Below are 25,121 nucleotides of genomic sequence, written 5' to 3'. Positions count from 1 at the left end.
ATTTGCTGTCAAGTGATTATTTTTCGAAGCTTTCAAGGATTTCCTTAACAACTTCAACCACTTGCGCTTTCGATCTCTCGTCAGCGGGAGGCGAATTCTACAGCGTTACTCGCCGCTGTCAACACCTCTTTTTCAACTCCCTTTCGGCTTCGATGACCTGAAGCAACCCGCTGTCGAAAACCGCGTAACTCATTGTTTACCAAGGAGTTTTCCGTTTCGACTGCGCCGGAAGTGGGGCGAATTATAGACACCTGAGATCTGACGTCAAGCACTGATTTGGTTTTCTATTAATAAGGCGCAAAAAGCGGGAAGCATCGCTTCTTCTATACAGAAGGAGTCACATCCGAACAGTAAGCACATAGCCACTGCCAATGAATGCGAGGAAAGAGAGACTGGAGAATTATGAAAAGGTGGTGTCCCAGGGCAGGTTCGAACTGCCAACCTTCCCCTTAGGAGGGGGATGCTCTATCCAATTGAGCTACTGAGACACAAATTGCCCGCGAGAATCGCAGAGCGATAGACGTCGTGCATGTTAACGGGCAAGCCCATCTTTGTCATGTCGTCCGTGGGCTTTTTAAGTGTAGGAGGATGCTCCAGATAGCGGCGAAGTTTTCCCGAGCAAAACCAATAGGCGACTCATGACATCTTCCTCACACCGACAGAAACGCCAGACGGACACCATTCGACACCCCCTCCACGCGAGATCCGGCAGCCCTCAATGACAAAATCCCCTGCCATCCATCCTAAATAGTTCTCGCCGCCCATCCACCTCTAGTAAATCGGCCATTTGCCACTATCCTGTAAAGGGCAAGGAACAGTGATCGATTCGTATGACACACCCGTCAGAGATCTTGACGTCGACTGTCAGGCAGAGGACGCAACCGGCAATACGGACCTGGACAGCTTTCCAAACCAGTCCGCATTTCTGATAATTGGTGCTGGCATAACGCCTTTACCCAGTTCAATATTTGTCACAGAATTGACGCCAATGATCTGGCAAGTTTGAGGCATGATGCGCGCCTCTATCAATTCAGGTTGAACATTTGGCCATAGCGCTTGTCGTATCAGACATCCTGCGGCCAATCCCGAGAACCGCTCCCCTGAACTAACCGGTTAAATATATGCGCCCATTGAAACAGGCAATTTATTCCAGCCGTACGGCTGACAAGTTCGTCGTACGTCTGCCAGACGGAATGCGTGAACGCATTGCCGAGGTGGCTCGCAATCATCACCGCAGCATGAATTCCGAAATCATCGCACGCCTTGAGCAGAGCCTTATTCAGGAAGGTGCGCTGGGCGAAGAACTAAGCATGCGCCTGGACAGCCCAGAGCTTTCATTGCACGAACGCGAATTGCTGCAACGCTTCCGTCAACTCTCCCACCGCCAGCAAAACGCACTCGTCTCACTCATTGCCCATGATGCCGAGATGGCCGCTGACGCCTCCTGACTCACATTGAAAGCTCAAGCCAGCCTGATCGCTGGCTTTTTTTTTGCCTGTAATTCAGGCAAAAAAAAGCCCGCTGAGTAGCGGGCTTGACTGCAATAAAACTCAGAGCAGGAAGATCGTGGCCAGCCCGAGGAAAATGAAGAACCCACCACTATCTGTCATGGCCGTGATCATTACACTGGCCCCCATTGCCGGGTCGCGCCCAAGCCGCGCGAGCGTCATCGGAATCAAAACGCCCATCAACGCAGCAAGCAACAAGTTGAGCGTCATGGCAGCAGTCATCACCACCCCCAAAGACCAGCTGCCATAAAGCAGGTAAGCAACAACCCCGATCACACCACCCCAGATCACACCATTGATCAGCGCTACCGCCAACTCCTTACGCATGAGTCGCGACGTATTACCGGTGCTTACCTGGTCCAGCGCCATGGCCCGAACGATCATGGTGATAGTCTGGTTACCGGAATTGCCACCAATGCCCGCAACGATCGGCATCAGCGCGGCAAGCGCCACGAGCTTTTCGATGGAACCTTCAAACAGGCCAATCACCCGAGATGCGACGAATGCAGTGATCAAGTTCACCGCCAACCAGGCCCAACGGTTGCGCAACGACTTCCAGACCGATGCAAAAATATCTTCTTCTTCACGCAGACCCGCCATGTTGAGAACTTCGTTTTCGCTCTCTTCACGAATCAGGTCGACCATCTCATCGATAGTCAAACGACCAATCAGCTTGCCGTTTTTATCGACCACAGGTGCGGAAATCAGGTCGTAACGCTCAAACGCCTGGGCGGCATCGTAGGCTTCTTCGTCCGGATGAAAACTCACCGGGTCACTGGCCATGACTTCAGAAACCTGTTTTTCCGGATCGTTGACCAGCAAACGTTTGATCGGGAGTACGCCCTTGAGGACGCCGTCATAGTCGACTACGAACAGCTTGTCCGTATGACCTGGCAGCTCCTTGAGACGCCGCAGGTAACGTAGAACCACTTCGAGACTGACATCCTCGCGGATGGTCACCATCTCGAAGTCCATCAATGCACCGACCTGCTCCTCGTCATAGGACAACGCAGACCGTACGCGCTCGCGCTGCTGGGCATCGAGGGTTTCCATCAACTCGTGGACGACATCTCGCGGCAGCTCGGAAGCCAGGTCAGCAAGTTCGTCGGCATCCATGTCCTTGGCTGCAGCCAGGAGCTCATGATCGTCCATGTCGGCGATCAGGGTTTCGCGGACCGAGTCGGATACTTCGAGAAGAATGTCGCCGTCGCGATCAGCCTTGACCAATTGCCAGAGCGTCAGACGATCGTCCAGCGGCAAGGCTTCAAGGATATAGGCGACGTCGGCGGAGTGCAGGTCATCGAGCTTGCGCTGCAATTCGACGAGGTTCTGACGGTGAACCAGGTTTTCGACCCGATCGTGATGCGGGCCTTCCTGGCGATGAGTCAGGTCTTCAACCACTCGCTGACGCTGCAACAGCTCAATAACCTGAGCGAGGCGGTCCTGCAAGCTTTCCTGTGTTTTCTTTACTTCAACTTCAGACATAGGCGAACTCCACTCCCAGCAGTGGAACACGCCGGAAGGATCAATCAGTCAATTCATGATTGGAAAAACGTTTTACTGAGTAGCTACTGGGTAAGTCCATGGAGGTATTCCACAAGCCCCGGCGGGGCTGACGGGCGCAATGATACACCGCCTGACGGCTTTAAATGTTAAAAAATCGCGGCTGAAACAAGCGCTTGCAATGCAAACCTGAGCGCCATCCTGATCCTTGAAACTGCGACGACTTATCCTGAAAAGAAAACACACCGCAGCAAAAAAATGTGGCGACTACGCTTGAGAACAACGTCATGGAGGACGCCCGATGCCACAGAGCGCACATTATTATTTACTCATCACCCTGCTCTACCCACCCTGGGCACTTGCCACGACCATTCACCGATGCGAGGCGAACAACGGGCACATCACCTTTACCACGCAGAGTTGCACAGCAGGCGAAAGCTTTTCGCTCCAGGATATCCGCACGCTCACACCAGCTGGCGCAGTGACAGCTCTAATGCCTGAAGCCGAGCGAGGCGATACACCCGGCACGAAAACCCAAAGAAGAGCTCCAACTGTCGTCGGCAAACCAGAAGACAAATGCGGAAATCCGATCAGCGCGAACGAGCGGCGCGAGGCAATCATCAACCAGCGGATTATCGCGGGGATGACTCAGCAAGACGTCGAAAGCGCTCTCGGCAAGCCAGACAAGATCAGCATTCGGAACTCGAACACACGCTATCACTACGAAACCAAACGAGGTCGTGGCGCGAACATTGAATTCGATGAGAAAGGATGTACGAAAGGAAAAGCCAAATCCCAGACGGCAAAAAGCCCGCATTAAATGCGGGCTTTCTGTTGTATGGTGCACTCGACAGGATTCGAACCTGTGACCGCTCGGTTCGTAGCCGAGTACTCTATCCAGCTGAGCTACGAGTGCATTTGTGTTTTTAAACCAGACCACAACTGGTTGAAACAGAGTAGCTCACATTACTGCAAACAACTCTTAAATGGTGCACTCGACAGGATTCGAACCTGTGACCGCTCGGTTCGTAGCCGAGTACTCTATCCAGCTGAGCTACGAGTGCATTTGTTGCCGCGCATTATAGGCCGTTCAATCTGTTTGTAAAGCGCTTTTTTCTAGTAATTTCAACAACTTACCGAAGAAGCCAGATTACAACGTACTACGCAAATAATGGCGGAGAACGGGGGATTCGAACCCCCGACACCCTTGTGAGGTGTACTCCCTTAGCAGGGGAGCGCCTTCGGCCACTCGGCCAGCTCTCCGCAACACGGGGCGTATATTAACCAGCTTCTTCCCCGTTTGCAAACATAAAAAACGATAAAAATTAATGGCTTGGTTCTTCGTCCTTCTCTTTCTTGATGCGCAGGTAAATTTCCTCACGGTGGACAGCCACCTCTTTAGGCGCGTTCACACCAATACGCACCTGATTTCCTTTGACGCCGAGCACGGTCACGGTGATTTCGCCATCACCAATAATCAGGCTTTCTGCGCACCGACGAGTCAGAATCAACATACCTTTCTCCTCACGCCTTACATTTCAGGGACAACAGTCTGCAAAAAAAAGGCACTCGACCTACAACCAAAGCGGTCGCGGCCTACATGCCTGAGTATTGACTAGCGCGAGCAAAAGAACAGCCTCGGGGTCACGCCATTCAAAAAAACAAAGGGCGCGGTCAGACCGCGCCCTTTGGTGAACGCATCACTCGCCCTGGCGGGCCGGTGCGTCCAGATCGAAAGCCGTGTGCAGGGCGCGCACAGCCAGTTCCAGGTACTTCTCTTCGATCACGACGGAAACCTTGATTTCCGAAGTCGAGATCATCTGGATGTTGATGCTTTCCTTGGCCAGGGATTCGAACATGCGGCTGGCTACGCCTGCGTGAGAGCGCATGCCTACGCCGACGATCGACACCTTGGCGATCTTGGTGTCGCCAACGACTTCACGAGCACCGATCTCACGAGCGGTGTTTTCCAGCACGCCTTGTGCCGCCTGATAGTCATTGCGGTGCACCGTGAAGGTGAAGTCGGTGGTGTTATCGTGCGCGACATTCTGCACGATCATGTCGACTTCGATGTTCGCGGCGCTGATAGGGCCGAGAATCTTGAACGCAACGCCCGGGGTGTCTGGCACGCCACGGATGGTCAGCTTGGCTTCATCGCGATTGAAAGCGATGCCGGAAATGATCGGCTGTTCCATGGTTTCCTCTTCATCAATAGTAATGAGGGTGCCCGGACCCTCCTTGAAGCTGTGCAATACGCGCAGCGGAACGTTGTACTTGCCGGCGAATTCCACCGCACGGATCTGCAAAACCTTGGAACCGAGGCTGGCCATTTCCAGCATCTCTTCGAAGGTGATCTTGTCCAGGCGTTGAGCCACGGACACCACGCGCGGGTCGGTGGTGTAGACACCGTCGACGTCGGTGTAGATCTGACACTCGTCAGCCTTCAAGGCTGCCGCCAGGGCTACGCCGGTGGTGTCGGAACCGCCACGACCGAGCGTGGTGATGTTGCCGTGTTCGTCGACGCCCTGGAAACCGGCGACAACCACCACGCGACCGGCCTTCAGGTCGCCGCGAATCTTCTGGTCATCAATCTGCAAGATACGCGCTTTATTGTGCGCGCTATCCGTCAGAATCCGTACCTGATTGCCGGTGTAGGACACCGCGGGCACACCACGCTTCATCAGCGCCATGGCCAACAGGGCAATCGTCACCTGCTCACCGGTGGACACGATCACATCCAGCTCACGAGGAACCGGCTGGCCGTCGCCACTGATTTGCTTGGCCAGATCGATCAGACGGTTGGTTTCGCCGCTCATTGCAGACAGCACAACCACCAGGTCATCGCCGGCATCGCGGAATTTCTTAACCTTGTCGGCGACCTGCTCGATTCTCTCGACAGTGCCGACCGAGGTGCCTCCAAATTTCTGTACGATCAAAGCCATTTCAAAGCCGCCTCTGCCCATGAAGGGCGCCCAAATAATCACTCAAACAGCGTACCGGCCCGCCACTAGACTGCGGGCCGGACACCCTGCCTTATAAACCCTGCTCTACAAATGGAACGGTCAGCGCCAGTGCTGCATCCAGTGCGCCGGCGTCGGTACCGCCGCCCTGCGCCATGTCTGGACGACCACCACCCTTCCCGCCCACTGCCGCAGCGGCTTGCTTCATCAAATCACCGGCTTTGAGTTGGCCAGTCAGGTCTTTGGTTACGCCTGCAACCAGAACGACCTTTTCCTCATGGACACTGCCGAGCAGGATCACTGCGCGACCGAGTTTGTTTTTCAGCTGATCGACCAGCGCCAGCAGCGCCTTGCCGTCCTGGCCGTCCAGACGCACGGCCAGCACTTTCACACCCTTGACGTCCTGCGCTTGCGCCGACAGATCGTCGCCGGCCGCGCTGGCCGCCTTGGCTTGCAACTGCTCGAGTTGCTTCTCCAGCAGACGGTTGCGCTCCAGCAAAACCGACAGCTTGTCGATCAGGTTGTCGCGGCTGCCCTTGACCAGGCTGGCCGCTTCCTTGAGTTGCTCTTCCGCCGCATTCAAGTAGGCCAGTGCCGCAGCACCGGTGACTGCCTCGATACGACGCACACCCGACGCCACACCGCCTTCGCTGATGATTTTCAGCAGGCCGATGTCGCCGGTACGGTTGGCGTGGATACCGCCACACAGTTCGACGGAGAAGTCGCCACCCATGCTCAGCACGCGCACGTTGTCCCCGTACTTCTCGCCGAACAGCGCCATGGCGCCTTTCTGCTTGGCGGTTTCGATATCGGTTTCTTCGGTTTCAACTTCGGAGTTCTTGCGAATCTCGGCGTTGACGATGTCTTCCAGCGCTTTCAGTTGTTCAGGCTTGATGGCTTCGAAGTGGCTGAAGTCGAAGCGCAGGCGCTGACTGTCGACCAGCGAGCCTTTCTGCTGAACGTGATCGCCCAGCACCTGACGCAATGCGGCGTGCAGCAAGTGAGTGGCCGAGTGGTTCAGCGACGTGGCGTGGCGCACTTCGGCATCGACATGAGTCTCGACCGGAGTACCTACGATCAGGCTGCCCGAATCCAGTACACCGTGATGCAGGAACGCACCGCCGGTCTTGGTGGTGTCACGCACGTCGAAACGCGAAGCGCCAGCCTGGAGGAAGCCGCAATCACCAATCTGACCACCGGACTCCGCATAGAACGGCGTCTGATTGAGCACGACCACACCCTCTTCGCCTTCGCTCAGTACGTCGACCGATTGCCCGTCTTTATAGAGAGCAACTATTTTGGCGGAACCGCTGTGAGCGGTGTAACCGGTGAACTCGGTGTCGACGTCGACCTTGACCAGGCTGTTGTAGTCCATGCCGAAGGAACTGGCGGAACGTGCACGGACGCGCTGGGCTTCCATTTCGCGTTCAAAACCTGCTTCGTCGATGGTCAGGCTGCGCTCACGGGCGATGTCGCCGGTCAGGTCCATCGGGAAACCGTAGGTGTCGTAGAGCTTGAACACGACATCGCCCGGCACCACGTCGCCTTTGAGTTCGGCCAGATCCTGCTCGAGGATTTTCAGGCCCTGTTCCAGGGTCTTGGCGAATTGCTCTTCTTCAGCTTTCAGTACACGTTCGATGTGTGCCTGCTGGGATTTCAGCTCAGGGAAGGCTTCGCCCATCTCGGCAACCAATGCCGCGACGATCTGGTAGAAGAAGCTGCCCTTGGCGCCCAGCTTGTTGCCATGACGGCAAGCGCGACGAATGATCCGGCGCAGCACGTAGCCACGGCCTTCATTGGACGGCAGCACGCCGTCGGCAATCAGGAAACCGCAGGAACGAATGTGGTCAGCCACGACTTTCAGGGAAGCCTGGGCGTCATTGGTGCAACCGATGGCCTTGGCCGATGCGTTCAGCAGGCTCTGGAACAGGTCGATTTCATAGTTCGAGTGAACGTGCTGCAGCACGGCACTGATCCGCTCCAGGCCCATGCCGGTATCCACCGACGGTGCTGGCAGCGGGTGCAACACGCCGTCGGCGGTGCGGTTGAACTGCATGAACACGTTGTTCCAGATTTCGATGTAACGGTCGCCGTCTTCTTCCGGCGAGCCTGGTGGACCACCCCAGATGTCGGCGCCGTGATCGTAGAAAATCTCGGTGCAAGGACCGCACGGGCCGGTATCGCCCATGGTCCAGAAGTTGTCGGAAGCGTACGGCGCCCCCTTGTTGTCGCCGATGCGAACCATGCGCTCGGCCGGAACGCCGATTTCCTTGGTCCAGATGTCATACGCCTCGTCATCGCTGGCGTAGACGGTGACCCAGAGCTTTTCCTTCGGCAGGTTCAGCCACTTCTCGGAGGTCAGGAAGTTCCAGGCGTAGGTGATTGCATCACGCTTGAAGTAATCACCGAAGCTGAAGTTACCCAGCATTTCGAAGAAGGTGTGGTGACGGGCGGTATAACCGACGTTTTCCAGGTCGTTGTGCTTGCCGCCGGCGCGCACGCATTTCTGGCTGCTGACGGCGCGGGTGTACGCGCGCTTTTCCTGGCCCAGGAAGCAGTCCTTGAACTGGTTCATCCCCGCGTTGGTGAACAGCAGGGTTGGGTCGTTGCCCGGAATCAAAGAGCTGGAGGCTACACGGGTGTGGCCTTGCTCTTCGAAGAAGCGAAGGAAGGCTTCACGGATTTCTGCGCTTTTCATTAGGTTCTTCCACGGAGGCTGCGGCCAAAGGCCTGTTCGAAACGTCAACAGACGAAACGACGGCAAAGGGCCGCATTATATCGGCCCTGCGCGCGGGGTACAGCGTGTTTATACGATAGAAACGGTCAATTGGACTGCTAACGCTATCACTTACGGGAAAAGTCGACGAATGTCGCGACGACCTGCTCGATTTGCGCAGCGCTGACGTCCATGTGGGTGACCATCCGCAAGCGTGCGGCGGCACTGAGCTTGACCCCGCGTTCGGCGGCAAACGCCTTGATCGCCTCGGCCCGGTCGCCCATGTTCACGTAAACCATGTTGGTCTGAACCGGCTCGACCTCATAACCCGCCGCGCGCAGGCCTTCGGCCAGCAATTGGGCGTTGGCGTGGTCGTCGGACAGGCGCTGAACATTGTTATCCAAGGCATACAAGCCTGCCGCCGCCAGAATCCCGGCCTGGCGCATACCGCCGCCGACCATCTTGCGCAGGCGCCGCGCCTTGGCAATCAACTGCGCCGAACCGCACAACACCGAACCGACCGGCGCGCCCAGTCCTTTGGACAGGCAGACCGAGACGGAATCGAAATGCTGGGCGATTTCCCGGGCATCGACACCCAGTTTGACCGCCGCGTTATACAGCCGGGCACCGTCCAGATGCAGTTGCAACCCGTGTTCACGGGTAAAGCTGCGGGCCCGGGCCAGGTATTCCAGCGGCAGGACCTTGCCTTGCATGGTGTTTTCCAGCGCCAGCAGGCGGGTGCGGGCGAAGTGGAAGTCGTCCGGCTTGATCGCGGCGGCAATCTGCGCCAGGTCCAGCGAACCATCGGATTGCACTTCCAGTGGCTGCGGCTGAATCGAGCCGAGCACTGCCGCACCACCCCCTTCGTACTTATAGGTGTGGGCCTGTTGACCGACGATGTACTCATCACCGCGCTCGCAATGGGCCATCAATCCCAGCAGATTGCTCATGGTGCCGGTCGGGACAAACAGTGCCGCGGCAAAACCCAGGCGTTTTGCCAACTCGGTTTCCAGACGATTGACTGTCGGATCTTCGCCATAAACGTCATCCCCGGTGGCCGCTGAGGCCATCGCGTCGAGCATGCCGGCGGTGGGCTGGGTGACTGTGTCGCTGCGAAGATCGATAACGCTCATGAATCTGGCCTCGGTTAGCAGGGGAAAATCCCTTTCAGGCAGGAATTACTGCGGTCATGCCGACGAATAATCAACCCTTGAAGAGCAAAAGGCTTATTCATTCGACGAAAAAGTCGATAGCAATCATCAGATAGCAGCAATGCACAGGTACGAAATATGTGTTAAAAACGCTGCGCCGCCCAACATTCTGGCGGCAAAACGTTCTCAGGGCGGGGTGCAACTCCCCACCGGCGGTAATTGCGCGCAATGCGCATAGCCCGCGAGCGCTTGGTGACGGCACGGCTTCGGCGGTGCTGGCGGCAAGGTCAGCAGACCCGGTGTGATCCCGGGGCCGACGGTCATAGTCCGGATGAAGAGAGAACGGGATTGGCGCCGCCCAGGCTCTATGCCAAAGCGCCGTCCGCAGGCACTTGTGCCTGCGCACCCTTAAATCCCATTCGATTCATAACGCCCTGTTTTTCACACAAACAGGAGTCAGAACATGCAACCCACCGCAATCGACAGCAAAAGCAAACACCATCAGGGCGAGCGCGTTGCGTTCATCCAGGCCTGCTGGCACAAGGAAATCGTTGACCAGAGCCGTAAAGGCTTCGTCGCGGAAATGATTGCCCAGGGTTATCAGGAATCCGACATCGACTTCTTCGAAGTTGGCGGGGCTTTTGAAATGCCCTTGCATGCCAAGTTGCTGGCCAAGACCGGCCGTTATGCCGGCATTGTCGCGGCAGCCCTGGTGGTGGACGGCGGGATCTACCGTCACGAATTCGTCGCCCAGTCTGTGGTCAGCGGCCTGATGCAGGTTCAACTGGAAACAGAAGTACCGGTGTTCTCGGTGTCCCTGACCCCGCACCACTTCCATGCCGGTGAAGAGCACCAGAAGTTCTTCTTCGAGCATTTTGTGCATAAAGGCCAGGAAGCGGCGAAGACTTGTGCGGATACGTTGAGCAAGGTGCGTGCGTTGCGTCGCACTGAGCCGCGTGCGGTAGCCGTCTAAACACCAAAAAATGTGGGAGCGGGCTTGCTCGCGAAGACGGACGGACAGTCAACAAATGTGTTGAATGTTAATCCGCTTTCGCGAGCAAGCCCGCTCCCACATTGGTTATGTATTGATATCAGGCCAGGTTTTCGTCGGTGGTCGGCACGATCAGGATGCCGGCGCGCAGGCCGTTCTTCACCTTGGGGTTAGGGAAGATGATCCGGGCGCCCTCTTCCTCGATGATCCAGCGGGTATTGGCGATGTCCTCAGCCAGCAAATAACCCACGTCCAATTCGGAAAAGTTCTCGATGTCCGCCGGCAGGTTCAAGCGGAAGCTGTCGCTGTGCTTGATGATTTCCCGCGCCACGCTGAACAGCTGCAACCCATCAAGCGCTTGTTCAGTCGACTCCGGCTCGGTGCCTTCGATGATCTGTTTGAGACGGTTTTCCAGCCGGGACACGTTGACACCGTCGTTCTGCCCGAATGGTCGCGCCTTGCCCAGCTCGAGGGTGAAAGACTCGGCACCGAGTTTGTCGTAGGTGTAGGAACTGAAGACGATGGACGGTTTGTTCTGCAGCAACACCGCTTCCATGCCGGCGGCGCGCAGACGAGCCAGCTCCAGGCGCGAATGCTGGCGGTCTTCTTTCCATGGGTACAGTGCGAACTGCTCGATTTTCGAGCCGCGGATCGCGGTGTGCAGGTCGTAGTGCAGACGCTGGCGATCCGGCGGGCTGAAGAAACTGGCGGCCAGCCGCTCCAGTTCACAGGCGCGCAAGGCTTCGGAGCCACTGCTTTGTTCGTGACGGCCATTGAACAGCCGATTGACGTCCTGCTCGACGAAACGCTCACCCTTGCGAATCGCTTCGGGGTTGCCGAACAGGAACAGAATGCGTGCGCGCGGCTTCAGATCGCCGCGAGCGATGTCATGCAACAGTCGATCAAGCAATTCGATCGGTGCTGTTTCGTTGCCGTGGATCCCCGCTGACAGCAGCAGATCCAGGCCATTGTCGCGCGCTTCGGGCGGCCGGACTTCCAGCGCGCCCTCGCTCAACCAGCGCATGCGCACGCCTTCGACAGTCAGTTGAGTCTTCTCCGCCGGTTCGCGGCCGGCGAGGGTCAGTTCAAGCAGTTTGCCGAGGGCGAGCATAGAGCGGTTTCCTTAGTGGTCGTGGTTGCAATCCGGGCCGTGAACGTGATCCTCGTCGTCGCCGAGGTCAGCCGGTTCCATCTCCAATTGCAGACTTACCAGATTAGTCGCCAATGGGCGCAACAGCAGGTTGGCGTATTCGGCGTCTCCTTCTTCGACGTCCACGCCGATCAGCAATTGGCCGCGGCCGTCATGCTGGATCCACAGCTCTTTGCCTTGCCACATGACCGCGACGCGGGTGCAGGAAGTTTCCAGTTGCGTGCCGTCGGTGTCTTCAAGGATCAGCTGCAGTTTGTCGCTCATGTAATTACGCTCTCATTGGAGATGAAGCGACGCGCTGTCGTGCCCGAAAGCGCGCCGTCGATCAATTGATCTGGAATGGATAAACCGCGCCCAGTTTAAGGATTTGCGTCAGTTCATCCAGTGCCGTCCGGCACTCAAGCAGCAATTGCGGGTCCGCAAGATCGTTTTCGGTCATGCGGTCGCGGTAGTGCTTGTTAACCCATTCGGTCAATGTGCCGTACAACGGTGCCGTCATGATAACGCCTTGATTGACCGCCGCCAGTTCGGTTTCGTTGAGTGCGACACGCAACCTCAGGCAAGCCGGGCCACCGCCGTTCTGCATGCTTTGCTTGAGATCGAAAACTTTCACTTCCCGGATCAGGCCGCCGGAGCTGGTCAAACCCTGCAGATACTGCCAGACACGCTCGTTGCCATGGCATTCTTCCGGGACGATCAACAGCATGGAGCCGTCAGGACGCGACAGCAGTTGACTATTGAACAGGTAGGACCGAACCGCGTCTTCCACGGTTACCGCGGAACGCGGTACGCAGATTGACTGAAATTTCCCACCGACCTTGGCGAGTTTGCTCTGCAATTCAGCGAGCATCTGTTCGGTCTCGAGGAACGCGTCCTCGTGGTAGAACAACACCTCACCGTTACCCACGGCGATCACGTCGTTGTGGAACACACCTTGATCGATCACCGATGGATTCTGCTGGGCATAGACCACGCCTTCATCCTTCAAGCCATGCAGACGCGCCACGGCCTGGGACGCTTCCAGGGTCTGGCGGGCCGGGTACTTCTGCGGAGCCGGGTAGCGGTTATCGAACGCACTGCGACCGAACACGAAGAACTCGACACCGGCTTCGCCGTATTCGCGGCAGAAACGGGTATGGTTGGCCGCGCCTTCGTCACCGAACTGGGCCACGGCCGGCAGGGCCGCGTGGTGCGCAAAGTGCTTCTGGTCGGCGAACATTGCCCCCAGCACGCGGCTGGTGGTCGGGTGCTCGATGCTGCGGTGGTATTTGCAGTTGAGGTTAGCGGCGGTGAAGTGCACGCGGCCATCCGCAGTGTCGGCACTCGGGCTGACGGTGGCGGCGTTGGCAACCCACATGCTCGACGCCGAGCAACTGGCGACCAGCAGCGGCATCGCGTCTTTTGCCGCGCGTTCGATCACTTCAGCGTCGGTGCCGCCAAAGCCCAGGCGACGCAGTGCCGCCACGTCCGGGCGCTCCTGTGGCGCCAGCACGCCTTGCTGAAAGCCCATGTCCATCAGTGCTTTCATCTTCGCCAGGCCTTGCAGCGCTGCTTCCTTCGGATTCGAAGATTGTTGGCTGTTGCTCTGGGATGCGACGTTGCCGTAGGACAGGCCGCCGTAGTTATGGGTCGGCCCCACTAGACCGTCAAAATTGACTTCATAGGATTTCATCAGCGAGGCTCCACGAGAATCTGTTGTTATGGCTTCAGTAACGAGATTTGAGACCGAGGCGCGGCCATCGCCAGCAGGCTGGCTCCCACAGTGATAGCGTGGTACACAAAATGTGTGAACACCACTGAACCTGTGGGAGCCAGCCTGCTGGCGATGGGCATCACGCCATCTTCACGCCAGGTGTAAGCGCTGCGGGCAACACCAGGCTCGGGGTTTCCAGCGAGGCCACTGGATACGCGCAATAATCCGCCGCGTAGTAGGCACTGGCGCGATGGTTGCCCGAAGCGCCGACGCCGCCGAAAGGCGCGCTGCTCGCAGCACCGGTCAGTTGCTTGTTCCAGTTGACGATACCGGCGCGGCTTTCCAGCCAGAATTGCTGATAACGCGCTTCGGAATCCGACAGCAGCCCCGCCGCCAGACCGTACGCGGTGTCGTTGGCTTCAGCGATCGCTGCTTCAAAATCAGCGTAGCGGATCACTTGCAGCAACGGGCCGAACAGCTCTTCGTCCGGGCGTTCGGTCACGGCGGTCACGTCGAGGATGCCCGGGGTCAACAATGCGGCCTGAGCCTGAGGTTGGGTCATTTCCAGCAAGGCCAGCGCACCGTTGGCCAACAAATGCTCCTGGGCTTCCATCAATGCTTTGGCCGCGCCAAGGGAAATCACCGAGCCCATGAACGGCGCCGGTTGCTGATCGAAAGCACCGACCGAAAGGGTCGAGCTGACCGCCACCAATCGCGCCAGCAACGCGTCACCCCACGCGCCTTGCGGTACCAGCAAGCGGCGCGCACAGGTGCAGCGTTGACCGGCAGAAATGAACGCCGACTGGATGATGGTGTAAACAGCAGCGTCCACATCGGCGACCTGATCGACCACCAGCGGGTTGTTGCCGCCCATCTCCAGCGCGAGGATCTTGTCCGGGCGACCGGCGAATTGATTATGCAGGTGATTGCCGGTGCGGCTGGAACCGGTAAAGAACAGACCGTCGATGCCCGGGTTCGCCGCCAAAGCGATACCGGTTTCGCGGGCGCCTTGCAGCAGGTTCAGCACACCGGCCGGCAGACCGGCCTCGATCCAGCATTTGACCGTCAGCTCGGCGACTTTCGGCGTCAGCTCGCTAGGCTTGAACAACACGCTGTTACCGGCCAGCAGCGCCGGCACGATATGCCCGTTGGGCAAGTGGCCAGGGAAATTGTAAGGACCAAATACCGCTACAACACCATGTGGCTTGTGACGCAATACGGCGGTGGCGTCGCCCAGCGGGCCGCTCTTCTCGCCAGTGCGCTCGCGGTAGCTCTGTACCGAGATTGCAATCTTGTTGACCATGCTGGTGACTTCGGTCGCCGATTCCCACAGGGGCTTGCCGGTTTCCTCACCGATGGTGCGGGCCAATTCGTCAGCGTGATTTTTCAGGGCGGCAGCAAAGGCTTCCAGCACCGAGATACGCTCCTCCAGAGTCCGGCGAGCCCAACCCGGGAACGCCTGACGCGCCGCTTGCACCGCCGATTCAACCTGAGCGGCCGTGGCGCCTTGACCGGACCACAGCACTTGCTGGGTCACCGGGTTCAGCGACTCAAAGGCTTCGCCCTGACCGGCCAGCCATTCACCTGCAATGTATAGCGACTTCATTATTTCGACTCCCGGGCTGCGGACAACGGAACGGCGCGCACCTGATCGCCGGCGTTGAGTTGAAGACGTTTGGCGGTCAGCGGGTCGACCACCAGCGTGCCGGCGGCGAAGCGTGCGGGTGCGGCAGTGATGCGGCACTCTTCGCGCTTGCGGTTGTGGATAATGAATGGCGTGGCGTCGTCGCCCGGCGTGCCGATGGCCAGCACCAGCGCCTGGCTGTCGCGCACGGCGCGGATCTTGCCGGTTTCGCACTCGATCGCCGGGCCTGCGTCGAAAATGTCGACGTAGCCTTGGTAGCTGAAACCTTCGCTCTTGAGCATCGACAGCGCAGGCTCGGTATCAGGGTGCACCTGACCGATCACATTGCGCGCATCCGGCGACAGGAAGCAGGTGTACAGCGGGAATTTTGGCATCAGTTCGGCGATGAACGCCTTGTTGCCCACGCCGGTCAGGTAATCGGCCTGGCTGAATTCCATCTTGAAGAAGTGGCGGCCCAGGCTTTCCCAGAACGGCGAACGCCCGGCATCATCGGACACACCGCGCATCTCGGCGATGATCTTGTTGCCGAACAGTTGCGGGAATTCGGCGATGAACAGCATCCGCGCCTTGGACAGCATGCGACCGTTAAGGCCACTGCGGAAATCGGCGTGCAGGAACAGCGAGCACAGCTCGGAGTTGCCGGTCAGGTCGTTGGCCAGGAACAGCGTCGGGATTTCGCGATAGATGTTCAGCTCTTGCGAAGCGCTGACGGTCAGGCCGACGCGGAAGTTGTACCAGGGCTCACGCAGACCGACCGCGCCAGCGATGGCGGAAATGCCCACCACCCGACCGTCGTCATCTTCGAGTACGAACAGGTAGTCCGCATCAGCCCGCCCGGCTTCACCGCGAAAGGTCTTCTCGGCCCAGCCAACCCGATGGGCCAGACGTTCTTCGTTGGCCGGCAAAGTGGTCAGGCCGGTGCCGGTGCTGCGGGCCAGGTCGATCAGAGCGGGTAAATCGCTGCTGCGTACGGGACGAACGATCATGCTATCTCCTCAAACGGGCCGCTTGCGCCACCCGTGAAACTCGCTGCTTTTCAGGCATTTTTTGAAGCAGGCGTTAAACCGCCACCAGGCGTACGCTCGCACCTTCACCGACACCCAGGGCTTCGGCCGCTTCCAGGTCCAGGGTCACGGGTTTGCCTGGCGCGTAATCGAGCTCAAGCATGACGGCGCGGTAATCCTGCAACTGCGCGTTGGCCACCAGATACTGTCGACCGACACCTTTGACCGGCTCGCCGATTTTCACCGGCACCACGCGGCTCTGGGCGATCGAACGGATCCCCGAGACGCGGGCATGCAAGGTCGGGCCGCCGTCGAAAATATCGATGTAGTGATCGGTCTCGAAGCCTTCGCGCATCAGGATGTCGAAGGTGATTTGCGCTCGTGGATGCACCTGGCCCATCGCTTCTTGCGCGGAGTCCGGCAACAGCGGCACGTAGATCGGGTAATGCGGCATCAGCTCGGCCAGGAACGTACGGCTCTTCAGGCCGCAAAGACGCTCGGCTTCAGCGTAGTTGAGGTCGAAGAAGTTGCGGCCGATGGCATCCCAGAACGGCGAGTCGCCATTTTCATCGCTGTAGCCGACGATCTCGGTCACCACGGAATCGGCAAAGCGCTCCGGATGGCTGGCCACGAACAGCAGGCGTCCACGGGAATTGAGCTCGGCCCAGGGCGAACCCACCAGCTCGCGCTGCACGTAGAAACTGGTCAGCAGGCTGTTGCCGGTCAGGTCGTGGCACTGGGAGAGCACATGAATCTTGTTATGAATCTTCAGCTCGCGAGAAGCGTGAACGAAGGTTTCATTACGGAAGCTGTAGAACGGTTCGGAATAACCGGCGGAGGCAACGATTGCCGAACAGCCCACCAGCTTGCCGGTGGCGGTGTCCTCGAGGACGAAGAAATAGCTCTCTTCGCCGTTGAAGCTCACTTCGGCGGCGAACGACGCTTCGCTCGCGGCGATCTTGTCGCTCAGGCGTTCAACGTCATCCGGCAAGGAAGTGACACCAATCGGGCTGTCCGCAGCCAGACGCTGTACCTCGCCCAGATCAGCCATTTGCGCGGGGCGCATCACCAGCATGGTGTCACTCCTTAATCTCAGAACTTACAGAAGAAAAATCCCGGGCCATCCCTGAAACAACTCAGAGTCAACTGTGGGAGCTAGCCTGCTGGCGATATCGTCCTGTCAGGCAACAATGATGTTGGCTATCAGGCCCTCATCGCCAGCAGGCTGGCTCCCACACTTTTGATTCAACCCGAAACAAAAATTTGGTTCGACGCCTGAACGGTCAGGCGCCGAGGGGCTATCAGGCTTGCGTCAGTTTTGCCGCGGCGCGTTCGAAGCGGTCCAGACCGGCATCGATATCGGCGTCTTCCACCACCAGGCTCGGGGCGAAACGCACCACGTCCGGGCCAGCTTGCAACACCATCAGGCCTTCTTTTTCAGCGGCGTTGAAGATGTCCTTGGCCTTGCCTTTCCAGGCGTCGGTCAACACGCATCCGATCAATAGGCCCAGGCCACGCACCTTGGTGAACAGGCCGTACTTCTCGCCGATCTGCTCCAGGCGCGCCTTGAACTTGTCGTGCTTGGCGTTGACGCCGGCCAGCACTTCAGGGGTGTTGATCACGTCGATCACCGCTTCGGCGACCGCGCACGCCAGTGGGTTGCCGCCATAGGTGGTGCCGTGGGTGCCGACGACCAGGTGCTTGGCCAGGTCTTCGGTGGTCAGCATCGCCGCGATCGGGAAACCGCCGCCCAGGCTCTTGGCGCTGGTCAGGATGTCCGGGGTCACGCCGTAATGCTGGTACGCAAACAGTTTGCCGGTACGGCCCATGCCGGTTTGCACTTCGTCGAAAATCAGCAGCGCGTTGTGCGCGGTGCAGAGTTCGCGGGCGCCTTGCAGGTATTCGAGTTCAGCCGGGATCACACCGCTTTCGCCCTGGATCGGCTCCAGCACCACCGCGCAAGTCTTGTCGGAAATGGCGGCTTTCAGCGCGGCCAGATCGTTGTACGGCACGTGGCTGATACCGGTGATTTTCGGACCGAAACCGTCGGAATACTTCGACTGGCCACCGACGTTCACGGTGAACAGGGTACGACCGTGGAAGCTGTTGAGGGCGGCGATGATTTCGTACTTCTCGCTGCCGAAGCGATCGTGGCCGACGCGACGGGCCAGCTTGAAGGCGGCCTCGTTGGCTTCGGCGCCGGAGTTGCAGAAGAAGGCACGCTCGGCAAAGGTGGCATCGATCAGCTTATGGGCCAGACGCAGGGCCGGCTCATTGGTGAACACGTTGGACACGTGCCACAGCTTGTTGGCCTGCTCGGTCAAGGCACCGACCAGCGCCGGGTGCGCATGGCCCAATACGTTTACGGCAATCCCGCCAGCGAAGTCGATCAGCTCGCGACCGGACTGGTCCCAGACGCGGGAACCGGCGCCACGCACAGGAATGAAAGCGGCAGGCGCGTAGTTGGGAACCATAACCTGGTCGAAATCGGCGCGTTGTACCGCAGCGTGCTCAACGGACATCGGAGTCTCCTGAAGAGAAAACACTCGCCTGAAACTGGCGAGCGATGGGGGGATTGTAAGGACAGTTTTCAGCCCGGCCTTGCCGCCAAGCGACAACTTCTTATAGCGCAAACCCCGGATTTTCCCGGGTTTACGGCAATGCGACATATAGGGTCGCAAAGGCGCAGTTTAACTGCCCGGCAGGGTTAGCGGCAGAGTTGCCGGGATTTGATTTGCGCAAATTGCGCCAGCGGTCAGCCGCGCTCGGACGGTACCGACGACAACTCGAACGGACTGCTGCTACGTCGCTGGTTACGATCTTCCCGCGGCGTGGCGCCGAAGAAGTTGCGGTAGGCGCTGGAGAAATGCGGCCCCGAGGAGAAACCGCACGACAGGCCGATCTGGATGATCGACTTGCTGGTTTGCATCAACATCTGCCGGGCCTTGTTCAGGCGCAGCTCCAGGTAGTACTGGCTCGGCACACGGTTGAGGTATTGCTTGAAGATCCGCTCCAATTGTCGACGGGACACGCACACATGCTGGGCGATTTCGTCGGTGGTCAGCGGTTCTTCGATGTTGGCTTCCATCAGCAACACGGCCTGGGTGAGCTTCGGATGGCTGGAGCCGAGGCGATTCTGCAATGGAATGCGCTGACGCTCGCCGCCTTCGCGGATGCGCTCGACCACCAGCTCTTCCGACACCGCACCGGCCAGCTCCGCACCGTGATCACGGGCCAACACCGCCAGCAACAGATCGAGTACCGACATGCCGCCACATGCAGTCAGGCGATCGCGGTCCCAATCGAACAGATGACTGGTGGCGATGACCTTCGGGAAGCGTTCGGCGAAATCATCCTGCCAGCGCCAGTGCACGGCCGCGCGATAGCCATCGAGCAAGCCGAGTTGCGCCAACGGATAGACACCGGCCGACAGGCCACCGATCGCACACCCGGAACGCACCAGTTGCTTCAACGCACTGCTGAGCGCCGGCGCCAAAGTGGTCGGCGGTTCGTCGGCGAGCAAGAACAGTTTCTGGAAGTTCTCGAGCTTGCCGGTCCAGGCTTCGCCGGGCAATTGCCAGGCGCTTTCGGTTGGCGGTTCGGCCTGCAAGAACGACAGTTCGTAGACCACGTCCGGATGCACACGCTGGGCAACACGCAAGGCCTCCTCAGCCAGCGCAAGCGTCAGTGCTTTAGTGCTGGGCCAAATCAGGAAACCAATTCGATGGGCAGTCATGGGTGGGCAATCCGAAACGAAGAACAGTGATGAAGGCATGGGCCAATGCTAGCCCGTAAATGAACACAAATCTCAAAACCAACAGCGATCCCTTGTGGGAGCTGGCTTGCCAGCGATAGCGGTCTGTCTGTGCCAGAGATGCAAACTGACCCACCGCTATCGCTGGCAAGCCAGCTCCCACAGAGATCGGGGGCCGGCCTTTAGTTTGCGAAGCATGCACTATCGCGGTGCACAACGGCAGTCTTGATTACTTGAGGCTGCCCGAGAGGAATTGCTGCAAGCGCTCGGATTGTGGGTTCACCAGCACTTCACGCGGGTTGCCGCTTTCTTCGACGACACCTTTGTGCAGGAACACCAACTGGTTCGACACTTCACGGGCGAAGCCCATTTCGTGGGTCACCACCACCATGGTCCGGCCTTCCTGGGCCAGGGCCTGCATGACTTTCAGCACGTCGCCGACCAGTTCCGGGTCCAGTGCCGAGGTCGGCTCGTCGAACAGCATCACCTCGGGCTCCATCGCCAGCGCACGGGCAATCGCCACGCGCTGTTGTTCGCCGCCGGACATGTGGCCCGGGTAAGCGTCCTTGCGATGCGCCACGCCCACCTTGTTCAGGTAGTGCTCGGCTTTCTCGCGGGCTTCGGCCTTGGATACACCGAGTACGTGCACCGGCGCTTCCATGATGTTTTCCAGCGCGGTCATGTGCGACCACAGGTTGAAGTGCTGGAACACCATCGACAGGCGCGAACGCATGCGTTGCAGCTGTTTCGGGTCAGCGGCCTTCAGCGCACCGTCCTTGTTCGCCACCAGCTTCAACTCTTCGTTGTTGAGCAGGATCTTGCCCGCGTGCGGCTGCTCCAGCAGGTTGATGCAGCGCAGGAAGGTACTTTTGCCGGAGCCACTGGAGCCGATGATGCTGATCACATCGCCAGCCGCCGCTTTCAGGGACACGCCCTTGAGCACTTCGTGACTGCCATAGCGTTTATGCAGGTCTTGGACTTCAAGTTTGTACATGCGGTCGGTTCTCACAAAAAGCAGTCAGTCAGTCGTTGAGCAAGCGCCCGTGACGCAGCGCTTCGCGCCCCGCCACCTTGGCCAGCCAGAAACCGGGTTGGGCATAACGCAGCCGTTCAATGGCAAACAGCACCCCGGACGTACCAGCACACACCGTGCTGACCCGATCCGCCAGCGGATCGATCACTTCAAAAATCTCATCACCGGTCTCGATCCACTCGCCGGGTCTACGCAGAAAACTCACCACGCCAGGATGCGGCGCGAACAGCAACTCAGTGCCTTCGAACGGCAAGCCCTCGCAAGGCTCATGCGCTGCATTTGGCCAGTCGCCGCTGATCAGGCCTTGCTCGGCGAGGAACGCCAGAATGCCTTCGGCGTGCACCTCAGTCTCAGCGCGACCGGTGTCGGCCTGACCACCTAATTCAATGGTAGTCGCCAGGCACGCCAGCGGAATCTGCGCGTCCGGGAACAGACGCGACAACCGCAACCACGGCAGCGAACAGGCTTCGTCGAAGGAGCTGCCGCCGGAATCTTCCGCCAGCAGGCCGACCCGCACATTCAGGTGCGCGGCCAGTGAACGCCACTGCGACCAATGCTGCGGCAAGGCGTACATGTGCAGCGCCGCTTCGCAATCGCAGTGCAAATCCAGCACCACATCGGCGGTGCAGGCATGGCTGAGCAAGACACGCTGCATGCCCTGCAACTGGCTGGTGGCCGGTGGCAACGCGGCCAGCAGATCGCTCATGGTCTGGCGGATCAAACGGATATTGGCGTGCGGATCATCGCCCAGATGCCCATCGAGCTCAGCGGCCACTGGCGCACTGAGTTCGACGAAATCGCGGTTGAAATTCTTGCCGCTACCCGCCTCGAAACGCCCTTGATGATTGCCCTGCAGCAGTTGACCGAGGCCCAGCGGGTTGGCCACCGGCACCAACTCGATCACACCGTTGAGCAAGCCCTGGGCTTCGAGTTCGACCAGGCGCTTTTTCAGCGCCCAGGCCGTGCGCATCCCCGGCAGTTCATCGGCGTGGAGACTGGCCTGGATGTAGGCCTTGCGCTCGCCTCTGCCGAAGCGAAACACCGAGATCTGGCGCTCGCTGCCCAGATGGCTCCACGGCAATGCATGATCGATGCGTTCCATATCAGTGCTTCCGCGGGGCCAGGTAGCCCAGCCAGCGACGCTCGGCCAGCTTGAACAGCTTCACCAGAATGAAGGTCAGGCACAGGTAGAACACGCCGGCGGTGATGTACGCCTCGAACGGCAGGTAGAACTGGGCGTTGACCGTGCGCGCGGCACCGGTGATGTCGATCAGGGTCACGATGGACGCCAGACTGGTGGTTTGCAGCATCATGATCACTTCGTTGCTGTACTGCGGCAGCGCACGGCGCAGGGCCGACGGCAGCAGGATGCGCTTGTACATCTTGACCCGCGACATGCCCATGGCCTTCGCCGCTTCGATCTCGCCGTTCGGCGTGGCCCGCAGGCTGCCGGCGATGATTTCGGCGGTGTAGGCGCTGGTATTGATGGCGAACGCCAGGCACGCACAGAAGGTGGCGCTGGACAGCCACGGCCACAGGAAGCTCTCGCGCACGGCCTGGAATTGCGCCAGACCGTAGTAGATCAGGAACAGCTGCACCAGCATCGGCGTGCCGCGAATCACGTAGGTGTAGAGCCATGCGGTCAAGTTGACCACGGCGTTTTTCGAGACCCGCATCAAGCCCAGCGGCAGCGCGCACAGCAGGCCGAAGAACAGCGACAGCGCGAGCAGTTTGAGGGTGGTCACCAGGCCGCCGAAGTACAGCGGCAAGGACTCCCAAATGACGTTGTAGTCGAAGATCATAGATCAGCCGCCCTTACGCCTACCGAGTAGCGCTTCTCAAGGTGACGCAATGCCAGCAACGAGACACTGGTGATCACCAGGTACAAAGCCGCCACTGCGAGGAAGAAGGTGAAAGGCTCACGGGTGGCATCGGCCGCCTGCTTGGCCTTGAACATCATGTCTTGCAGACCCACCACCGAAATCAGTGCGGTAGCCTTGGTCAGTACCAGCCAGTTGTTGGTGAACCCCGGAATCGCCAGGCGAATCATCTGTGGCACCAACACCCGGAAGAACACCTGAAAACTGCTCATGCCGTAAGCCATGCCGGCTTCGGCCTGACCTTTGGGGATCGCCATGAACGCGCCACGGAAGGTTTCCGACAAGTACGCACCGAAGATGAAGCCCAGGGTGCCGATACCGGCGGCCAACGGGTTCAGGTCGATGTATTCGTCGTAGCCCAGCATCGGCGCGACGCGGTTGAGCAAGTCCTGGCCGCCGTAGAAAATCAGCAGGATCAGTACCAGATCGGGAATACCACGGATCACCGTGGAGTACAGATCGCCCAGCCAGGCCAGCCAGCGCACCGGCGACAGACGCAGTGCCACGCCGATCAGGCCCAGAACAATGGCCAGGGCCATGGACGACAAGGCGAGCTGAAGCGTCAGCCAAACGCCATCGAGGATGACAGCCCCGTAGCCTTTCAACATGATTCAGGTCCTCGAGAGTTGGGATGAAAAAATGGCGCAAACCGCAGAGACCCTGTTGCTTGCGCCATTTCGGACTTGTCGCCGAGACGTGTTACTTGCCGTAGATATCGAAGGCGAAGTATTTGTCCTGGATTTGCTTGTACTTGCCGTTTTCGCGGATGGCAGCGATCGCGGTGTTGATCTTGTCTTTCAACGCGTCACCCTTGCGCACCGCGATACCCACGCCATCGCCGAAGTATTTGACGTCGGTGAAGGCCGGGCCTACGAACGCGAAGCCTTTGCCAGCGTCGGTTTTCAGGAAACCGTCATCCAGCAGCGTAGCGTCTGCCACGGTGCCGTCGAGGCGGCCGGCGGCCACATCCAGATAAATTTCGTTCTGCGAACCGTATGGCTTGACCTCGGCACCCAGCGGAGCCAGGACTTCGCGGGCGAAGCGCTCGTGGATCGAACCACGTTGCACGCCGATGTTCTTGCCTTTGAGCTCGGTCAGGTTGTCGCTGACCTGAGTGCCAGCCTTCATGACCAGGCGCGCCGGGGTGTTGTAGTACTTGTTGGTGAAGTCCACGGACTTCTTGCGGTCTTCAGTGATCGACATGGACGACAGGATCGCGTCGATCTTGCGCACTTTGAGTGCCGGGATCAGACCGTCGAACTCTTGCTCGACCCACACGCACTTGACCTTCATCTCTTCGCACAATGCATTGCCGATGTCGTAGTCAAAACCAACGATGCTGCCGTCCGGTGCTTTGGAGGCGAACGGAGGGTAGGCCGCTTCAATGCCGATTTTCAGAGGTTTTTCGTCGGCGAAGGTTGGCAGGGACAGCACGGAAGACAGTGCCAGGGCGCCAAGCAGCACGAGTTTCTTCATCTTGGGACTCCATCGGAAAAGGGCTAAAACGGCAGAGTGAGCGACAGCCCAATATGCGAATGAGTGGAACCGGAAAGCGTTGCTGCGTCCTACATTGCGTGTGCGAAATTTCAACACAGGCAACGACGAGCGAATGATCGGCATTCTAACGACAGGCCCGAAGCCGATATTTCTTCAATGCGACAACTAGTTACAGAAGCACCAAGAAAGCCGTTTGGGCACGTTGACAGCCTTGCAAAATCATGCAAGAGCAAAAGACAGTAAACCGATCTATGCTGCAAATTGCGGGCCTATTATTGGCAAACCCTTCTAATCCGGCAAGCGCAGCGTAGGGTCTTATTTTTCATCGGTGGTTTTGAGGCCCTGATACGGGGCTTGGCGTTTCCCAACGCCCCGCACTGGCGCGATGCGGTTACACATTCAGTAACCTGAAAGAACGCGGGTAACAGTAGGAAAATGCCGACAGGGGAACCCGATAATTATTGGTAGATGTTGCTGTTGCGCCTGCCAAACCGCCTTCGCGGGCAAGCCCGCTCCCACAGTTTTTTGTGGTGTGGCTCAGATCACAAAAACACCATCAATCCCTGTGGGAGTGGGCTTGCCCGCGAAGAGGCCCGCCCAGACAACACAAAACCCACAGGCAATAAAAAACCCCAC

General features: G+C 58.7%; 21 protein-coding genes, 4 tRNA genes and 1 riboswitch. Of the genes, 3 read left to right on the top strand and 22 right to left on the bottom strand.

Annotated elements, in window-relative coordinates; genetic code table 11:
* Nucleotides 1–411: 411 nt before the first annotated feature.
* Nucleotides 412–488, bottom strand: a tRNA-Arg gene (locus FFS64_RS27990).
* Between the two features lie 633 nt (nucleotides 489–1,121).
* Between FFS64_RS27990 and FFS64_RS27985 the strand changes: the two genes are divergently transcribed.
* Entirely contained in the window at nucleotides 1,122–1,448 is a 327-nt protein-coding gene (locus FFS64_RS27985; protein ID WP_003178899.1) for an Arc family DNA-binding protein, read from the top strand.
* Between the two features lie 102 nt (nucleotides 1,449–1,550).
* Here FFS64_RS27985 and mgtE read toward each other — a convergent pair whose 3' ends face one another.
* Nucleotides 1,551–2,993 carry a magnesium transporter gene (gene mgtE, locus FFS64_RS27980; protein WP_137808007.1) on the bottom strand — a complete coding sequence of 481 codons (1,443 nt, stop codon included), beginning with the start codon at nucleotides 2,991–2,993 and terminating at the stop codon, nucleotides 1,551–1,553.
* 319 nt (nucleotides 2,994–3,312) lie between these two features.
* Between mgtE and FFS64_RS27975 the strand changes: the two genes are divergently transcribed.
* Nucleotides 3,313–3,831 carry an outer membrane protein assembly factor BamE gene (locus FFS64_RS27975; protein ID WP_137808006.1) on the top strand — a complete coding sequence of 173 codons (519 nt, stop codon included), beginning with the start codon at nucleotides 3,313–3,315 and terminating at the stop codon, nucleotides 3,829–3,831.
* A gap of 19 nt (nucleotides 3,832–3,850) precedes the next feature.
* Here the strand turns inward: FFS64_RS27975 and FFS64_RS27970 are convergent.
* From FFS64_RS27970 to ltaE, 7 genes are all read right to left on the bottom strand, one after another.
* A tRNA-Arg gene (locus FFS64_RS27970) sits at nucleotides 3,851–3,927 on the bottom strand.
* Nucleotides 3,928–3,998: 71 nt separating this feature from the next.
* Nucleotides 3,999–4,075 (bottom strand) — tRNA-Arg (locus FFS64_RS27965).
* 108 nt (nucleotides 4,076–4,183) lie between these two features.
* A tRNA-Ser gene (locus FFS64_RS27960) sits at nucleotides 4,184–4,274 on the bottom strand.
* A 62-nt stretch (nucleotides 4,275–4,336) separates the two neighbouring features.
* Nucleotides 4,337–4,525: a carbon storage regulator CsrA gene (gene csrA, locus FFS64_RS27955; RefSeq protein WP_002554426.1), complete on the bottom strand. Its 189-nt coding sequence runs from the start codon at nucleotides 4,523–4,525 to the stop codon at nucleotides 4,337–4,339.
* Nucleotides 4,526–4,711: 186 nt separating this feature from the next.
* Nucleotides 4,712–5,953 carry an aspartate kinase gene (locus FFS64_RS27950; protein ID WP_137808005.1) on the bottom strand — a complete coding sequence of 414 codons (1,242 nt, stop codon included), beginning with the start codon at nucleotides 5,951–5,953 and terminating at the stop codon, nucleotides 4,712–4,714.
* Nucleotides 5,954–6,044: 91 nt separating this feature from the next.
* Nucleotides 6,045–8,669 (bottom strand): alanine--tRNA ligase, encoded by a 2,625-nt coding sequence (gene alaS, locus FFS64_RS27945; protein WP_137808004.1) that lies wholly within the window; start codon nucleotides 8,667–8,669, stop codon nucleotides 6,045–6,047.
* Nucleotides 8,670–8,815: 146 nt separating this feature from the next.
* A complete protein-coding gene (gene ltaE / locus FFS64_RS27940) occupies nucleotides 8,816–9,820 on the bottom strand; it encodes a low-specificity L-threonine aldolase (RefSeq protein ID WP_137808003.1) in 1,005 nt (334 codons plus the stop codon).
* A gap of 196 nt (nucleotides 9,821–10,016) precedes the next feature.
* Nucleotides 10,017–10,186, top strand: a riboswitch (FMN riboswitch).
* A gap of 115 nt (nucleotides 10,187–10,301) precedes the next feature.
* Between ltaE and FFS64_RS27935 the strand changes: the two genes are divergently transcribed.
* Nucleotides 10,302–10,811, top strand: a complete 510-nt coding sequence (locus FFS64_RS27935) for a 6,7-dimethyl-8-ribityllumazine synthase (protein WP_095193277.1) — start codon at nucleotides 10,302–10,304, stop codon at nucleotides 10,809–10,811.
* Nucleotides 10,812–10,929: 118 nt separating this feature from the next.
* On the opposite strand, the gene astE is transcribed toward FFS64_RS27935, so the two are convergent.
* The 13 genes from astE to FFS64_RS27865 all read right to left on the bottom strand — a co-directional run bounded on the left by astE (nucleotide 10,930) and on the right by FFS64_RS27865 (nucleotide 24,464).
* Nucleotides 10,930–11,940 carry a succinylglutamate desuccinylase gene (gene astE / locus FFS64_RS27925; protein ID WP_137808002.1) on the bottom strand — a complete coding sequence of 337 codons (1,011 nt, stop codon included), beginning with the start codon at nucleotides 11,938–11,940 and terminating at the stop codon, nucleotides 10,930–10,932.
* Nucleotides 11,941–11,952: 12 nt separating this feature from the next.
* The gene (locus tag FFS64_RS27920) at nucleotides 11,953–12,243 is read right to left on the bottom strand and encodes a topoisomerase II (RefSeq protein WP_137808001.1); all 291 of its coding nucleotides are present in this window, start codon (nucleotides 12,241–12,243) and stop codon (nucleotides 11,953–11,955) included.
* Between the two features lie 61 nt (nucleotides 12,244–12,304).
* Nucleotides 12,305–13,651 (bottom strand): N-succinylarginine dihydrolase, encoded by a 1,347-nt coding sequence (astB, locus tag FFS64_RS27915; RefSeq protein WP_137808000.1) that lies wholly within the window; start codon nucleotides 13,649–13,651, stop codon nucleotides 12,305–12,307.
* Nucleotides 13,652–13,811: 160 nt separating this feature from the next.
* Nucleotides 13,812–15,281, bottom strand: coding sequence for a succinylglutamate-semialdehyde dehydrogenase (gene astD, locus FFS64_RS27910; protein ID WP_171017151.1), 1,470 nt, complete (start codon nucleotides 15,279–15,281; stop codon nucleotides 13,812–13,814).
* Nucleotides 15,278–16,303 (bottom strand): arginine N-succinyltransferase, encoded by a 1,026-nt coding sequence (gene astA, locus FFS64_RS27905; RefSeq protein ID WP_137807998.1) that lies wholly within the window; start codon nucleotides 16,301–16,303, stop codon nucleotides 15,278–15,280. The genes astD and astA overlap by 4 nt, the downstream gene beginning before the upstream one ends.
* Nucleotides 16,304–16,376: 73 nt before the next feature.
* Nucleotides 16,377–17,396 (bottom strand): arginine/ornithine succinyltransferase subunit alpha, encoded by a 1,020-nt coding sequence (gene aruF, locus FFS64_RS27900; protein ID WP_137807997.1) that lies wholly within the window; start codon nucleotides 17,394–17,396, stop codon nucleotides 16,377–16,379.
* Between the two features lie 226 nt (nucleotides 17,397–17,622).
* Nucleotides 17,623–18,843 carry an aspartate aminotransferase family protein gene (locus tag FFS64_RS27895; protein ID WP_137807996.1) on the bottom strand — a complete coding sequence of 407 codons (1,221 nt, stop codon included), beginning with the start codon at nucleotides 18,841–18,843 and terminating at the stop codon, nucleotides 17,623–17,625.
* A gap of 233 nt (nucleotides 18,844–19,076) precedes the next feature.
* On the bottom strand, nucleotides 19,077–20,057 hold the full coding sequence (gene argR / locus FFS64_RS27890) for a transcriptional regulator ArgR (RefSeq protein ID WP_171017150.1): 981 nt from the start codon (nucleotides 20,055–20,057) through the stop codon (nucleotides 19,077–19,079).
* A gap of 247 nt (nucleotides 20,058–20,304) precedes the next feature.
* Nucleotides 20,305–21,069 (bottom strand): ABC transporter ATP-binding protein, encoded by a 765-nt coding sequence (locus tag FFS64_RS27885; protein WP_007971015.1) that lies wholly within the window; start codon nucleotides 21,067–21,069, stop codon nucleotides 20,305–20,307.
* 28 nt (nucleotides 21,070–21,097) lie between these two features.
* Nucleotides 21,098–22,210, bottom strand: a complete 1,113-nt coding sequence (locus tag FFS64_RS27880; RefSeq protein ID WP_137807994.1) for a succinylglutamate desuccinylase/aspartoacylase family protein — start codon at nucleotides 22,208–22,210, stop codon at nucleotides 21,098–21,100.
* A 1-nt stretch (nucleotide 22,211) separates the two neighbouring features.
* Complete coding sequence (locus FFS64_RS27875) at nucleotides 22,212–22,910, bottom strand: ABC transporter permease (protein WP_137807993.1); 699 nt, start codon at nucleotides 22,908–22,910, stop codon at nucleotides 22,212–22,214.
* Entirely contained in the window at nucleotides 22,907–23,596 is a 690-nt protein-coding gene (locus FFS64_RS27870) for an ABC transporter permease (RefSeq protein ID WP_095193266.1), read from the bottom strand. The genes FFS64_RS27875 and FFS64_RS27870 overlap by 4 nt, the downstream gene beginning before the upstream one ends.
* 91 nt (nucleotides 23,597–23,687) lie before the next feature.
* Entirely contained in the window at nucleotides 23,688–24,464 is a 777-nt protein-coding gene (locus tag FFS64_RS27865) for an ABC transporter substrate-binding protein (RefSeq protein ID WP_137807992.1), read from the bottom strand.
* Between the last annotated feature and the right edge of the window lie 657 nt (nucleotides 24,465–25,121).

The sequence above is a fragment of the Pseudomonas sp. G(2018) genome (assembly GCF_005502415.1).
GTDB lineage: Bacteria > Pseudomonadota > Gammaproteobacteria > Pseudomonadales > Pseudomonadaceae > Aquipseudomonas.
Note: the sequence above shows the minus strand (reverse complement) of the source record. Positions and strands in the feature narration are given on the sequence as shown.